The sequence below is a fragment of the Bradyrhizobium sp. Leo78 genome (assembly GCF_059512425.1).
Map to the genome: position 1 here is coordinate 133,883 of NZ_JCAMOT010000010.1, position 14,222 is coordinate 148,104.

Annotated in this window: 15 protein-coding genes; 4 read left to right on the top strand and 11 right to left on the bottom strand. The window is 63.6% G+C overall.

Annotated features, from left to right (window positions below; genetic code table 11):
* The first annotated feature begins 325 nt into the window (after positions 1–325).
* Together AC5ZG1_RS15665 and AC5ZG1_RS15670 are read left to right on the top strand one after the other, a co-directional pair.
* Positions 326–1,567 (top strand): MFS transporter, encoded by a 1,242-nt coding sequence (locus AC5ZG1_RS15665; protein ID WP_456640631.1) that lies wholly within the window; start codon positions 326–328, stop codon positions 1,565–1,567.
* 239 nt (positions 1,568–1,806) lie between these two features.
* On the top strand, positions 1,807–3,030 hold the full coding sequence (locus AC5ZG1_RS15670; protein ID WP_456640632.1) for an MFS transporter: 1,224 nt from the start codon (positions 1,807–1,809) through the stop codon (positions 3,028–3,030).
* A gap of 117 nt (positions 3,031–3,147) precedes the next feature.
* Here the strand turns inward: AC5ZG1_RS15670 and AC5ZG1_RS15675 are convergent, their stop codons facing one another.
* Together AC5ZG1_RS15675 and AC5ZG1_RS15680 are read right to left on the bottom strand one after the other, a co-directional pair.
* Positions 3,148–3,654 carry a VOC family protein gene (locus AC5ZG1_RS15675; protein ID WP_496133408.1) on the bottom strand — a complete coding sequence of 169 codons (507 nt, stop codon included), beginning with the start codon at positions 3,652–3,654 and terminating at the stop codon, positions 3,148–3,150.
* 95 nt (positions 3,655–3,749) lie between these two features.
* On the bottom strand, positions 3,750–4,295 hold the full coding sequence (locus AC5ZG1_RS15680; RefSeq protein WP_456640634.1) for a carboxymuconolactone decarboxylase family protein: 546 nt from the start codon (positions 4,293–4,295) through the stop codon (positions 3,750–3,752).
* 151 nt (positions 4,296–4,446) lie between these two features.
* Between AC5ZG1_RS15680 and AC5ZG1_RS15685 the strand changes: the two genes are divergently transcribed.
* Positions 4,447–5,631, top strand: coding sequence for an acyl-CoA dehydrogenase family protein (locus tag AC5ZG1_RS15685; protein ID WP_456640635.1), 1,185 nt, complete (start codon positions 4,447–4,449; stop codon positions 5,629–5,631).
* Positions 5,632–5,812: 181 nt separating this feature from the next.
* A complete protein-coding gene (locus AC5ZG1_RS15690) occupies positions 5,813–6,952 on the top strand; it encodes an acyl-CoA dehydrogenase family protein (protein WP_496133409.1) in 1,140 nt (379 codons plus the stop codon).
* A gap of 257 nt (positions 6,953–7,209) precedes the next feature.
* On the opposite strand, the gene AC5ZG1_RS15695 is transcribed toward AC5ZG1_RS15690, so the two are convergent.
* From AC5ZG1_RS15695 to AC5ZG1_RS15735, 9 genes are all read right to left on the bottom strand, one after another.
* Entirely contained in the window at positions 7,210–8,250 is a 1,041-nt protein-coding gene (locus AC5ZG1_RS15695) for an amino acid ABC transporter substrate-binding protein (RefSeq protein ID WP_496133410.1), read from the bottom strand.
* Between the two features lie 52 nt (positions 8,251–8,302).
* Positions 8,303–8,896 carry a L,D-transpeptidase gene (locus tag AC5ZG1_RS15700; RefSeq protein WP_130226671.1) on the bottom strand — a complete coding sequence of 198 codons (594 nt, stop codon included), beginning with the start codon at positions 8,894–8,896 and terminating at the stop codon, positions 8,303–8,305.
* Between the two features lie 159 nt (positions 8,897–9,055).
* On the bottom strand, positions 9,056–9,184 hold the full coding sequence (locus AC5ZG1_RS15705; RefSeq protein ID WP_130226670.1) for a DUF2474 domain-containing protein: 129 nt from the start codon (positions 9,182–9,184) through the stop codon (positions 9,056–9,058).
* Positions 9,184–10,197, bottom strand: a complete 1,014-nt coding sequence (gene cydB / locus AC5ZG1_RS15710; RefSeq protein ID WP_496133411.1) for a cytochrome d ubiquinol oxidase subunit II — start codon at positions 10,195–10,197, stop codon at positions 9,184–9,186. The genes AC5ZG1_RS15705 and cydB overlap by 1 nt, the downstream gene beginning before the upstream one ends.
* A complete protein-coding gene (locus AC5ZG1_RS15715) occupies positions 10,194–11,600 on the bottom strand; it encodes a cytochrome ubiquinol oxidase subunit I (protein WP_456640639.1) in 1,407 nt (468 codons plus the stop codon). Before AC5ZG1_RS15715 ends, cydB begins: the two co-directional genes overlap by 4 nt.
* A 151-nt stretch (positions 11,601–11,751) precedes the next feature.
* Positions 11,752–12,309, bottom strand: a complete 558-nt coding sequence (locus AC5ZG1_RS15720) for a thioredoxin family protein (protein WP_496133462.1) — start codon at positions 12,307–12,309, stop codon at positions 11,752–11,754.
* A gap of 11 nt (positions 12,310–12,320) precedes the next feature.
* Positions 12,321–13,022: a cytochrome c biogenesis CcdA family protein gene (locus AC5ZG1_RS15725; RefSeq protein ID WP_496133412.1), complete on the bottom strand. Its 702-nt coding sequence runs from the start codon at positions 13,020–13,022 to the stop codon at positions 12,321–12,323.
* Positions 13,023–13,256: 234 nt separating this feature from the next.
* Entirely contained in the window at positions 13,257–13,436 is a 180-nt protein-coding gene (locus tag AC5ZG1_RS15730) for a hypothetical protein (protein WP_130226666.1), read from the bottom strand.
* A 167-nt stretch (positions 13,437–13,603) separates the two neighbouring features.
* Positions 13,604–14,215 carry a sigma-70 family RNA polymerase sigma factor gene (locus AC5ZG1_RS15735; protein ID WP_130226665.1) on the bottom strand — a complete coding sequence of 204 codons (612 nt, stop codon included), beginning with the start codon at positions 14,213–14,215 and terminating at the stop codon, positions 13,604–13,606.
* Between the last annotated feature and the right edge of the window lie 7 nt (positions 14,216–14,222).

Consider the following 14,222-nt stretch of genomic DNA (forward strand, 5'->3'; position numbering starts at 1 on the left):
AACCCACCATTCGCGTCAGCCACAAACACCGCCGTCATTCCGGGGCGTCCGAAGGACGAGCCCGGAATCCATTCAGCTACTTGCGTCGGCGGCAAAATGGATTCCGGGCTCGATGCTTCGCATCGCCCCGGAATGACAGTGTCGCCCCGTCCTTCGACGGGACGACAACGGTGCACGAAGCGTAGTCGTAATGTGAGACACACAACGCCTCCTCCACCCGCATGGCGAGTGTCCATTTGCGCTGGTTGATCGGCCGGCGTCCTCTCTCCATAGTGCATTTGCAACAGCGAGGTTCCCGGCCGGGTGCCTTGGAATGGGAACGTCGATGAGTGCCATATCCAGCGATGAGATCGCCGACGACGCGCGGGCGCGCGCCAATGTGCTGCGGCTGGCTGCGGCGCAGGCGCTGACCGGCGCCAATTCGGCCGTCATCTTCGCGACCGGCTCGATCGTCGGCGCGACACTGGCGCCCGACGTTTCGCTCGCGACCGTGCCGCTGTCGATGTATGTGCTGGGGCTTGCCGCCGGCACGCTGCCGACCGGTGCGATCTCGCGCGCCTATGGCCGCCGCACGGCGTTCATCATCGGCACCGGCTGCGGCGCGCTGACCGGCGCGCTCGGCGCCTTCGCGATCCTGCGCGGCGCATTCTGGCTGTTCTGCCTGGCGACCTTTCTCGGCGGGCTCTATGGCGCGGTGGCGCAATCCTATCGCTTCGCCGCCGCCGACGGTGCCAGCGCCGCGTTCCGGCCGAAGGCGGTGTCCTGGGTGATGGCGGGCGGCGTATTCGCCGGTGTGCTCGGTCCGCAGCTCGTGCAATGGACCATGGACATCTGGCCGCCTTATCTCTTCGCCTTCAGCTTCCTGATGCAGGCGTTCGTTGCCCTGGTTGCGATGGCGGTGCTGGTCGGCGTCGACGCGCCAAAACCCGCCGCGGTCGACCTGCATGGCGGTCGGCCGCTGCTCGAGATCGCGCGGCAGCCGCGGTTCATCGCCGCCGCGCTGTGCGGCATCATCGCCTATCCCATGATGAACCTGGTGATGACGTCGGCGCCGCTCGCCATGAAGATGTGCGGCCTTTCCGTCAGTGATTCCAATTTCGCGATCCAGTGGCACATCATCGCGATGTATGGCCCAAGCTTCTTTACGGGCTCGCTGATCGCGCGCTTCGGCGCATCGCGCATCGTCGCTCTCGGCCTGCTCCTGGAGGCGCTTGCGGCGGCGATCGGGCTCTCCGGCCTGACCGCGCTGCACTTCTGGGCGACCTTGATCGTGCTCGGCGTCGGCTGGAATTTCGGCTTTGTCGGCGCCTCCGCGCTGGTGCTGGAGACGCACCGGCCGCAGGAGCGCAACAAGGTGCAGGCGTTCAACGATTTCCTGGTGTTCGGGACGATGGCGATCGGCTCGTTCTCGTCAGGCCAATTGCTCGCCAATTACGGCTGGTCGGCGGTCAACCTCGTCGTGTTCCCGCCGGTGGCGCTGGGGCTTGTCGTGCTGTGGATCGTCTCGTTCGCGAAGCGGCGGGCGAAATTGCGTACGGTCGACGAGTTTCCGGAACCGAGTCTTTAGAGCATGATCCGGAAAAGTGGACGCCGGTTTTCCGAACAGACCATGCTCAAGACCGGGACCTGCTGACAACTGCTGACAGTTCGGTCGTGGTCGAAATGATGATCTTGTAGACCCTGCTAATAGTGTTCGTCATGGCCGGGCTTGTCCCGGCCATCCACGTCCTTGGCGGCCAGGAAGAACGTGGATGCCCGGGTCAAGCCCGGGCATGACGGCTAACGGACAAACGACAAGCAAGAATCGTGGACGCATCAACTCACACCAGCACCGACGAGGCCGCGCTCCGCTACGACGGCTGGCGCATCGTGCTGGTCTGCTTTCTGCTCGCGACGTTCGGCTGGGGCCTCGGCTTTTACGGTCAGAGCGTCTACGTTGCCGAGCTGCAGCGTCTGCATGGCTGGCCGGCGTCGCTGATTTCCTCCGGCACCACGTTCTTCTATCTCGCGGGTGCGGGTCTGGTCGTCTTCGTCGCCGAAGCGATCAAGGCGTTCGGTCCGCGGAGCTGCCTGGTCGCGGGAACGATCGCGATGGCTGCGGCGGCGGTCGCGATCGGGCAGGTGCGCGAGCCCTGGCAGCTCTATCTTGCCGACGCTGTGCTCGCCTTCGGCTGGGCCGGCACCAGCCTTGGCATGATCACCAACACGCTCGGCCTGTGGTTCGACAAGAAGCGCGGCATGGCCATCAGCCTGGCGCTGAACGGCGCGAGCTTTGGCGGCATCGTCGGCGTTCCGCTGCTGATCGCCGGCATCGGCTATTTCGGTTTCTCCGGCGCGATGACGGCGGCGGCGATCGCGATGGTCGCGCTGATGGTGCCGGTGATCCTGGTCTTCGTCGGCCGGCCGCCGGCGCATATCGGGGCGGTGGCATTGTCTGCTGCGGGAGGGCCGTCACCGACGCAGATCCGCGCCCGTGCGCTTCGCGATCTCGGTTTCCTCTCGGTCTCGATTGCATTCGCCCTGGTGCTGTTCGCCCAGGTCGGCTTCATCGTGCACCTGATCTCATTCCTGGATCAGGTGATCGGCCGCGAGCGCGCGGCGGCGGCGATGGCGCTGCTGACCGCGATGGCGGTGGTCGGGCGCGTGAGTTTCTCCTTCGTGATCGACCGGCTCAATCAGCGCTTGGCGTCGGCGCTGTCCTTCGTCAGCCAGTCCGTGGCGCTCCTCGTCATCATCAACCTGCGCAGCGATTGGGCGCTGATTGCGGCCTGTGCCGTATTCGGCTTTTCGGTCGGCAATCTGATCACGCTGCCGGCCCTGATCGTGCAGCGCGAATTCGACCCGCGCTCGTTCGGCGTATTGGTGAGCCTGGTCACCGCCATCAACCAGATCACCTATGCGTTCGGTCCAGGCGTGGTCGGCCTGCTGCGCGATGTGTCGGGCAGCTACACGCTGCCGTTCTACGGCTGCATCGTGCTCGAACTCATCGCGGCCGTGCTGATCATGCTGCGGGGACGCGCCAATGCGTAGCTACACGCACCACGCACGCCGACCTCATCCTGAGGAGCGGCCTTCAGGCCGCGTCTCGAAGGATGGGCCACGGGCGACATAGGGGCCTCATGGTTCGAGACGGCGCTGCGCGCCTCCTCACCATGAGGGGTTAGATTCCCGTTGCCGCAGCAAATCCTCGAGATCGAGCCGCTTGGTGAACATCGCAAGCTTGCCGTCCGGCGTGCGCGGCCATTGCTCTTGGGGTCGGTCCCAGTAGAGCTCGACGCCGTTCTCGTCGGGGTCGCGCAGGTACAGTGCCTCGCTGACGCCATGGTCGCTGGCGCCGTCGAGTGCGATACCAGCGCTGAGCACGCGGTGGAGCGCGTCCGCGAGCGCAGGGCGGGTGGGGTAGAGGATCGCGGTGTGGTACAGGCCGGTGGTGCCTGATGGCGGCGGGTGTCCGCCTTTGCTCTCCCAGGTGTTCAGCCCGATGTGGTGATGGTAGCCGCCCGCCGAAATGAACGCGGCACCGGAGCCCATGCGCTGCTGCAGCTCGAAGCCGAGTACGCCGCAATAGAAGCCGAGCGCGCGATCGAGATCGGCGACCTTCAGGTGCACATGCCCGATCCGTGTGCCGGCGATGATGGGAGGATTTTGCGCCATGGTGCTGCTCCGGTTAAAACAAGTATGTAGCGATGATCCGAACCGCACGGAACCGGCCTGTCCGGAAACCCTGTGTTTCCGGCGGCGCTCCTGGCTCACGCCAGCTCCGACACCTCGCCGTCGGGCAAGCCGAATTCGAACGTGTTCAGCGTCATCGACACCATCGTGTAGTAGCCGCAGAGCCCGATGATCTCGACCACGCCACGCACGCTGAGCGTCTCGACGGCTTGGTCATACAGCGCCTGCGACAGTCCATGGCCTTCGTGCAGCGATTTCGCCACGTCGTAGATCATCCTCGCCTTGGGGTCGTCGAATTCCGGCGTGCGGCGGTCGCGGATGGCATCGATGATGTTCGGGTCGAGGCCGCCCTTCAGCGCGAGGCGTTTGTGTGCCCACCATTCGTAATGCGCGGTGAAGTGGCGCGCGGTGACGAGGATCGCGATCTCCGAAAGTTTTGGCGGAAACATCGTGTTGAAGCGCAGCATTTCGCCGAGCCGCGCGCCGTGCCGCGCCATTTCCGGGCTGTTGAGCCAGGCCATCATCGGCGCCGGCGCGGAGCCGCGCTTGCCGGCGATCGCCTCGTCATAGGTCTGTTTTTGCGCCTCGTTCATTTCGCCAGGCGAAAGCAGCTTCAGCCTCATGTCCGTTTCCTCTTGTTTTTCAATCGTTAGGCCAGCAAGCGAATACACCCGTTCCGGCCTCGCGGCCACCGGCGCCAGGCGCAGGGAGATATTGAATTCCACGGTCCGGCGGCTAAGGTCGTTTCAACAATTCGTCAGATGGAAACGCGCCATGGCCGATCTTGAGAAATTCCGCAGCGAAACCCGCGCCTGGCTGGAGCAGAACTGCCCGCCGGAGATGCGCAAGCCCATGACCTCGGACGGTGACACGTTCTGGGGCGGCCGTAATGCAAAGTTCTCCTCCGAGCCGCAGCGGGTCTGGTTCGAGCGGATGCGCGACAAGGGCTGGACGGTGCCGCATTGGCCGAAGGACTATGGCGGCGGCGGACTCGATGGTGAGGAAGCCAAGATCCTGCGCCAGGAGATGACGGCGATCGGCGCGCGGCAGCCACTGACCTCGTTCGGCATCTCCATGCTCGGGCCGGCGCTCCTCAAATACGGCACGGAGGAGCAGAAGAGAGAGCATCTGCCGAAGATCACGGCCGGCCTGATCCGCTGGTGCCAGGGCTATTCCGAGCCGAACGCCGGCTCCGACCTCGCTTCGCTGCAGACGCGGGCCGAGAGCGACGGCGATGATTTCATCATCAACGGCCAGAAGATCTGGACGTCCTATGCCAACTATGCGGATTGGATCTTCTGCCTGGTGCGCACCGATCCCGCTGCGAAGAAGCATGACGGCATCAGCTTCATCCTGTTCGACATGACCTCGAAGGGCGTGTCGACCAAGCCGATCCTGTTGATCTCAGGCTATTCGCCGTTCTGCGAGACCTTCTTCGACAATGTGCGGGTGCCGAAGTCGCATGTTGTCGGCACCATCAACCGCGGCTGGGACGTTGCAAAATATCTGCTGCAGCACGAGCGCGCGATGATCTCGGGGATGGGCGAGCGCGGCGTCGGCCGTCCGCTCGGCCAGATCGCGGCTGATTCCATCGGTGCCGACGCGCAGGGACGGCTGGACGACGCGGTGCTGCGCAGCCAGATTGCGAGCTTCGAAGTCGATGAAGCAGCACTCGCTGCGGCCGCCGAGCGCGCGGTTGATCTCGCCAAAGCGGGGCAGGCGCATCCGGCATTTTCCTCGGCGATGAAATATTACGGCACCGAGCTCAACAAGCGCCGCTACGAGATCCTGATGTCGGCCGGCGGCATCGACGCGCTGGAATGGGAAAGCGAGCGCTCCCGAGGCGGCGCGCGGCCGCGCGCCTGGCTGCGCACCAAGGCCAATTCGATCGAAGGCGGCACGTCGGAGGTGATGCTCGGCATCGTCGCCAAGCGCATCCTCGACCTGCCGGGAGCTTAACTTCACCTCTCCCTGAAAGGGAGAGGTCGGCGCGCTCGGCAGCGCACTTGCGCGCCAGAGCGCGACGGGTGAGGGTCAGCCACAGACACGGAGCAAGCGGCAGACCCCCACCCAACCTCCCCCTTGCAGGGGGAGGAGTGCAACGGAAACATTCATCGTCTCAGGTTTTCGGATTCAGTCTATGGCCCTCATCCTCACCGAAGAACAATCTATGCTGCGCGACAGCGCGCGCGGCCTTATCAGCGACAAGGCGCCGGTCTCGCATTTGCGCCAATTGCGCAACAGCAAGGACGAAACCGGCTTCTCGCGCGAGCTCTGGAAGACCTTTGCCGAGATGGGCTTCTCCGGCCTGTTGGTATCAGAACAATTCGGCGGCAGCGGGCTCGGCGCGGTCGAGGCCGGGATTGTGATGGAGGAGATCGGACGCACGCTGATGCCGTCGCCGTTCCTTGCTACGTCCGTCCTCGCCGCCTCGGCGCTGTCGCGCGGCGGCAGCGAGGCGCAGAAAGCGCAGCATCTGCCCAAGATCTCCGACGGCTCGCTGCTGGCCGCGCTCGCGGTCGACGAGGGCGCCAAGCATCGCCCGCTGCAGACCAGCATACAGGCGGTACGCAGCGGCAACGGCTTCAAGCTGAATGGCGACAAGGCGCTGGTCGTCGACGGCCACACCGCGGGTCTGTTGATCGTCGCGGCCCGCACGGCCGGCAGCGCCGGGGAGAGCAACGGGGTGACGCTGTTCCTGGTCGATCCCAAGGCAAAGGGAATTGCGACCGAGCGCACCATCATGGTGGACTCGCACAACGCTGCGCGCATTGTGTTCGATAATGTCGAGGTCAACGCCGACAGCGTATTAGGGGAGGTTGATCAGGGTTATCCGCTGCTCGAAGGCGTGCTCAATATCGGCCGCGGCGCGGTCGCGTCGGAAATGGTCGGCCTGAGCGAAGAGGTGTTCGGCCGCACCGTCGCTTATCTGAAGGAGCGGAAGCAGTTCGGCAAGCCGATCGGCGAATTCCAGGCGCTGCAGCACCGGGCCGCCCAGCTCTATATCGATATCGAGATCACGCGCGCCGCGGTGCTGAAGGCGTTGCAGGCGCTCGATGCCGATGCCGCCAATGCCGGCAGCGCGGTCGCAGTTGCAAAAGCGCGCGCTGGCACCACGGCAACGCTCGCGGTGCAGGAAGGCGTGCAGATGCATGGCGGCATGGGCATGACCGATCAGTTCGACATCGGCTTCTTCGTGAAGCGCGCCCGCGTCTGCCAGGAATTGTTCGGCGACAGCAATTTCCACGCCGATCAGTTGGCGAGGGCGAAGGGGTATTGATGGAGTTACCCTCATTGCAATGAGGGCGGGAGCCAATGCTTCGGTGGGCGTTGATGTGCCCTCGCCCCTTGTGGGAGAGGGCTGCTCCGCCCTCAGCAACTGATACGCTTGGGTGAGGGGTCTCTCTCGACGCACGCCGACGTTCGCGGAGGCAACCCCTCATCCGGCGCTTCGCGCCACCTTCTCCCACAAGGGGAGAAGGGAAGCGCGAGACGTCGATGCGGTTCGGAAGCTCGCAATGACGGCGTGCGAGACCTTTACCGGATCGGAGGCGCGTATTGGATGCCGCCGGCGTTCCAGAGCTGGTTGAGGCCGCGCGGGATCTTCAGTTTCGACTCGCTGCCGACATTGCGGTCGTAGATCTCGCCGTAATTGCCGACGTGGCGGATGATGCGCACCGCCCAGTCCTTGGTCAGGCCGAGGTCCTCGCCATAGGAGCCTTCGGTGCCGACCAGCCGCATCACCTCGGGCTTCTTCGATTTCAGCGCCTCATCGATGTTCTTCGACGTGATGCCGAGCTCCTCGGCGTTGATCATCGCATACAGCGTCCATTTCACGATCATCATCCAGTCGTCGTCGCGCAGCCGCACCACGGGCGCGAGCGGCTCCTTGGAGATGATGTCGGGCAGGATGACGTGATCGTTGGGCTTGGAGAGGTTGAGCCTGAGCGCATAGAGCTGCGAGGCATCGGCGGTGATGGTGTCGCACTGCCCGCTGTCATAGGCTTTGACGACATCCTCGAGCTTTCCGAACTTCATCTCCGTAAATTTCATATTGTTGAGACGGAAATAGTCGGCGAGGTTGAGCTGCGTCGTGGTCTCCCCCTGCACGCAGACCTTGCTGCCGTTCAAGTCGAGTGCGGAGTCGATGTTGCGCGAGCGCGGCAGCATGAAGCCTTCGCCGTCGTAATAGGCGACGGCGGGGAAATAGAGGTCGTAATTGGTCTCGCGCGACATGCTCCAGGTCGAGTTGCGCGAGAGGATGTCCACCTTGCGGCTCTGCAACTCCTTGAAGCGCTCGCTGGCGTCGAGCGGGATGAATTTCGCCTTGGACGGATCGTCGAAGATCGCGGCCGCCACCGCGCGGCAGAAATCGACGTCGAAGCCGGTCCAGTTGCCCTTCTCGTCGGGGATCGAGAAGCCCGGCAGGCCCTTGTTGACGCCGCACAGCACTTCGCCGCGGCGGATGGTACGCTTCAAGGTCTTGGTGTCGTATCGCTCATAGGCGATGGCGGCGGCGCCGACCAGCACCGCAACCGCGAGCCCGATCAGCAGGCCGCCTCCAAATGTGCGCTTCATTATTTATTTCTCACCAGGTGTAGGTGTCAGGAAGGGAAAAGCGGGCGGGCAGTTACAGTTCGGGCTTCTGCCGGACGATGACCTTGGTGCCGACCGGGACGCGATCATAGAGATCGGCGACGTCGGCGTTGACCAGCCGGAAGCAGCCGGAGGAGATCGCGGTGCCGATGGTGTTGGGCTGGTTGGTGCCGTGGATGCGGTAGACGGTGGTGCCGAGATACATCGCGCGAGCGCCGAGCGGGTTGCCGGGGCCGCCGGCCATGAAGCGCGGCAGGTAGGGTTGGCGTGCGATCATTTCCGGCGGCGGCGTCCAGTCCGGCCATTCCGCTTTACGGGTGATGTTCAGGAGACCCTGCCACTGGAAGCCTTCACGGCCGACGCCGATACCGTAACGGATCGCGCGGCCGTTGCCCTGGATCAGGTAGAGATGACGCTCCTTGGTCGAAATGATGATGGTTCCCGGTGCCTCGTTGGTGCGGTAGTAGACCACCTGCTTGCGCCACTCCGGATCGAGCTCGACATTATCGTCGGGGACAAGGCCTGGCTGATCGCCGACGTCGGGCGCCTGGGCCTGGCTTTGCGAGGCCGAAAGCATCAGGCCGCCTGCCGCAATGACCATCCAGATGAGTTGACGAAGTTTCGTCATACAAAGGTCTCCTCGTTGGCCCGCGGCCAAATGCATTGATGCTCCACCCAAATCAGGAAGCATCAAATCTCAGTGGCAGCTTGATGGCAAGTTTGGGGCGGAGGAGATAGCTCGCTGGAATACCTGCGATTTCCGTCATGACCCTGTAGTGCAGCGGTCTTATTGTGGTGCGATCCAGAGCCGCAGGCCGAACGAAATCAACGCCACGGTGCCGACGCCGCTGAGCCAAAGCGCGGCGAACCACATCAGGCGCTTCGCGAGCGGGCGTGGATTCTCCTCGTGCGGCATCAGTGATACCCGCTGCCGGGCCGCACCTTGCCGCGAAACACCCAATATGCCCAACCCGTGTAGGCGAGGATCAGCGGAATCAGGATCGCGACGCCGACCAACATGAAGATCTGGCTGTTGGCGGGCGAGGCCGCCTCCCAGATCGTGATGCTCTGCGGCACGATATAGGGGTACATGCTGATGCCGAGGCCGGCATAGGACAGCAAGAACAACGCCAGCGTCAGGAAGAACGGCTGGTAGTCATATTTGTTCGCAAGGCTGCGCAATAGCAGCGCGGTGACGGCCGCCACCGCGAGCGGCACCGGCGCGGTCAGGATGATGTTCGGCCAGGTGAACCAGCGCTGGGTATATTGCACGCTGAGGAACGGGGTTGCGAGGCTGACGGCGACGATCGCACCGAGCATCGCGAACAGTAACACCCAACTCAATTGATAGGCCTTGTCGCGCAGCGCGCCCTCGGTCTTCATCACCAGCCAGGTCGCGCCCAACAGCGCGTAACCCACCAACACCGATATGCCGGTCAGCACGCTGAACGGCGTCAGCCAGTCCCACCAGCCGCCGGCATATTGGCGGGCCTCGACATGCACACCCTGCAGGATGGCGCCGAGCGCAACGCCCTGGGCCAGCGCCGCGACCAGTGACCCGCCGAAAAAGGCGATGTCCCAGCGGTTGCGTTCCCTTTGCGTGGTGCGCCAGCGGAATTCGAAGGCGACCCCGCGGAAGATCAAGCCGACCAGCATCGCGATAACGGGCGTATAGAGCGCCGGCATCAGCACGGCATAGGCGAGCGGAAACGCCGCCATCAGCCCGCCGCCGCCGAGCACCAGCCAGGTCTCGTTGCCGTCCCAGACCGGCGCCACGCTGTTCATGATGACGTCGCGATCCGCCTTCCTTGGAAACAGCGGAAACAGGATGCCAAGGCCGAGATCGAAGCCGTCCATGACGATGTAGACGAACACCGCGAAGGCGATGATGAAGGCCCAGACCGTGGCAAGGTCGACCGTGACACTCATGACGCGACCTCTGTTGCCGCGGCGGCGGCCGGGGTGATGCCGGCGGCGCGGGCGGGAACGTCACGCGGCGGTCCCGCTTCGCCGGGATGCGGCGGCGCCGCCATCAGCCGCAGCAGATAGATCACGCCCGCCGTGAACACCGCGAAATAGACGATGACGAAAGCGAGCAGCGAGGAGCCGACCGCCGGCGCAGCGAGCGGGGAGGCGGAGTCGGCCGTCCGCAGTAGGCCATAGACCGTGAATGGCTGCCGCCCGGTCTCGGTGGTGATCCAGCCCGCCAGCACCGCGATGAAGCCCGCCGGCCCCATCAGCATTGCGAAGCCGTGCAGAAAGCGCGAGGAATAGAGCTGACCGCGCCAGCGCATCCACGCGCTGAGCAGGCCGAGCCCCATCATCAGGAAGCCGAGCCCGACCATGATGCGGAACGACCAGAAGGTGATCGGTACCGGCGGCCAGTTTTCGCGCGGCACGGTGTCGAGCCCGTCCATCGGCGCGGTCGGCGAATGCTTCAGGATCACCGATCCGAGCTTGGGGATCTCGACGGCGAAGTCGACCCGGCCGGCCGTCTGGTTGGGCCATCCGAACAGGATCAGCGGCGCGCCGTCCTTGTGGCTCTGGTAGTGGCCTTCCATCGCCATGATCTTCACAGGCTGATGCTCCAGCGTGTTCAGCCCGTGCTGGTCCCCGGCCAGGATCTGGATTGGCGCCACGAAAGTCGCCATCCACATCGCCATCGAGAACATCACGCGCGGACCGGCGAGATGCTGGTCGCGCAGCAGATGATAAGCGCCGACTGCGCCGACCACGAGCGCGGTGGTCAGATAGGCCGCGAGCACCATGTGCACGAGGCGATATGGAAAGGACGGGTTGAAGATCACCTTGAGCCAGTCGGCCGCTACGAACTGGCCGTTCGCATTGATGGCGTAGCCGGTCGGCGTCTGCATCCAGGAATTGGACGAGAGGATCCAGAATGCCGAGATCAGCGTGCCGATCGCGACCATCAATGTCGCGAGAAAGTGCAGCCTGGGACCGACGCGGTTCAATCCGAACAGCATCACGCCGAGGAAGCCTGCTTCAAGGAAAAACGCGGTCAGGACCTCATAGGCCATCAGCGGTCCGATGACGGGCCCGGTCTTGTCGGAGAAGGCCGACCAGTTGGTGCCGAACTGGTAGGACATCACGATGCCCGACACCACGCCCATGCCGAATGCGACCGCGAAGATCTTCAGCCAGTAGTGAAACAGATTGATGAAGACCTCGCGCCCGGTCCAGAGCCAGAGCGCTTCGAGCACCGCAAGGTAGCTGGCGAGCCCGATCGAGAAAGCCGGGAATATGATGTGAAACGACATCGTGAAAGCAAACTGCGCCCGGGCGAGCGCAACCGCATCCCAGCCTTCGAACATGACACGCTACCCATCGTGAATTACGACGTGAGGTTATCACGCGTCCGATCGTAGTGAAAACATGTCAATATGACCAAGGCAGAGGGAGCGACCCGGCGCGGACCTTGGCGCGCCGGGTTTGACGATAGTACTTTGGTCGTCGCAGAAGCGCTCAGCTGTTGGCGTTGAGCAGCCGGGCGACGGTGCGGTCAATCTGCTCGTACTGTCCCTCGCCGTCGTGATGGAATACGATATGTCCACTCTGGTCGATGATGTACTGCGCGGGCCAATACTGGTTGCGGTAGGCATTCCAGGTCTGCGACTCATTGTCCTGCGCCACCGGATAGGTGATGCCGTGCCGTTTCAGCGCGGCCTGGACGTTGGACGCTGAGCGTTCGAACGGAAATTCCGGCGTATGGACGCCAATCACGACGAGACCTCGATTCCTGTACTTGGCGTCGAGCGCAACGACGTGGGGCAGCGTGTTGACGCAGTTCACGCAGCCATAGGTCCAGAAGTCGACCAGCACGACTTTGCCACGCAGGTCAGCGATGTCGAGCGGCTGCGAATTGAGCCATTTGGTGATGCCGGCAAAATTCGGCGCGCTCTGTTGCGCCGCCGTGACCCTTGCCGCGGGCTCCTGCGCACGAGCGATATGGGGAGCGGTGATGCCGGTCAGGCAAACAGTGACGATCAGCGCGGATATAAGTGAACGCAGGATCATGGTCATTTCCTTTGAGGTCAAAGGCCGATCTGGCCGTTGGGATAGAAGCTGGTCAGCCACGCCACGATCAGCGTGTCGTATTGGAAGTAGGAGAGGGCCGCGAACGCGATGATGATGACGCCAAAGCCCTGCTGCAGTCGCGGCGCGATCCGCGCAATGCTGCGGATGCGGGTTGTGACGGCCTGACCGCCATAGGCGATGGCGAGCATCGGAAGCGCCGCCCCGACGGCGTAGACGACGAGCTGCAAGCTGGCCCAGCCGGTATCTTTCGACGTCGCGACAATGGTCAGGATCGAGCCCAGCACGGGCCCGGCGCAGGGCGTCCATACCAGCCCGAGTGTCGTGCCGAGCACGAAGCCGCCGATCAGGCTTTGCGATGGTGTTGCATTGCCCGGCGAACCGCCCGCGGGGAGCCCGGAAATCCGGATCGTCAGCCATTCGAACGGCGCGGGCCAGATCATCAATAGCCCGAAGCCGAGCAACAGGATCGCGGCGCCGGTTCGCAGCACGTTGGGATCGAAATCGAAGGCGCGGGTGATCGCGCTCAGCAGCAACGCCACCATCGAGAACGACATCACAAAGCCGAGCGCGATCATCGCCGGCCGCGCCTTGCTGGTCTGGCCTATCGATCCGCCAAGCAGGATCGGCAGCATCGGCAGGGTGCAAGGCGCCGCGACGGTAACGACACCTGCGAGCAGCGCCAGAACAAGATTCAACATCACGATCGTCCGTCACAGCCCGGCCACGCCCAATGCCTGAGCCGGCAGTGTGATGTTGTTCGCGAAGACAAGATCAGACGTTACGTCTGCCTTATTCGGATGTGGTCACGTCTGTGTGAGGCTTCCACGGTGATTGTGCGAGCCACAAAAGCAGAGCGACCCGGCTGGGGGGCATCCCGGCCGGGTCGTTGGAGGTCGTCTTGGGAGGTTAGAACTTGAAGATGTAAGAACTCGCTATCTGATCTCGCAGACTTCCGCGGCGCTCTTGGTGCTGCAATCGATAACCTGCTCGCGCACTGGCGTTGCACCGGCATCGCGCTGCGCGCGCGGGGCGACATTCTGGCTCGACAGCGTTGCAAGCGTAGCCACTGCGCCGAGCGGGATGATGAAGAAGCGGAAGGACGGCTTCAGCATGTCGTTCTCCTGTTCGGCGTTGGCGTTGCGTTCGATGGTTAACGTATACAGGCTGAGCTTTTCCGGGTGATGTCGTCGATTGTTTCAATTGTTTCGTGGCCGCCTTCTGGCTCCGAAGACGATCCGTACAATTTCCGGCCTTCCTTACGACCTTCCGGATCGCTCCTTCACGCCGCGAGGCTTTCCACGCCGGCGCACCTCAGCAATTCGGCGAGCTGCTTGCGGGCATAGAACATGCGGGTCTTCACCGTGCTCTGGGGAATGCCGATGATCGCACCGGCCTCTTCCACTGACTTCTCGTGATAATAGACGAGGTTGATGATCTCGCGATGCGCCGGCGACAGCTTCGCGACGCAGGCGCGCAGGATCTCGCTGGTCGAGGCGCGGTCGAGCGCGGCTTCCGGCGTGTCGGCGTCGTCGACGATCTCGAGCACTTCTTCCTGCTCGATATCCTCGTGCCGGCGCTGGCGCAGCGCGGTCAACGCCTTGAAGCGGGCGATCGACAACAGCCAGGTGGAAACCTGCGAGCGGCCTTCGAACTGGTCGGCGGTACGCCAGACGTCCAGGAACACCTGGCTCACGAGATCTTCCGCCACCGTGGTGTCGCGGACCATGCGCAGGACAAAACGGTAGACTCGGACGTTGTGGCGGGAATAGAGCACGTGCATGGCTGTCCGGTCGCCTATGGCGATCTTGCCGAGCAGCATTTCGTCGGATGTCTGGCGTGCAGCGGCGATATGATCGTTGGCTGCAGCGTTGATGGCGACGACGTTCGACATGACAGGC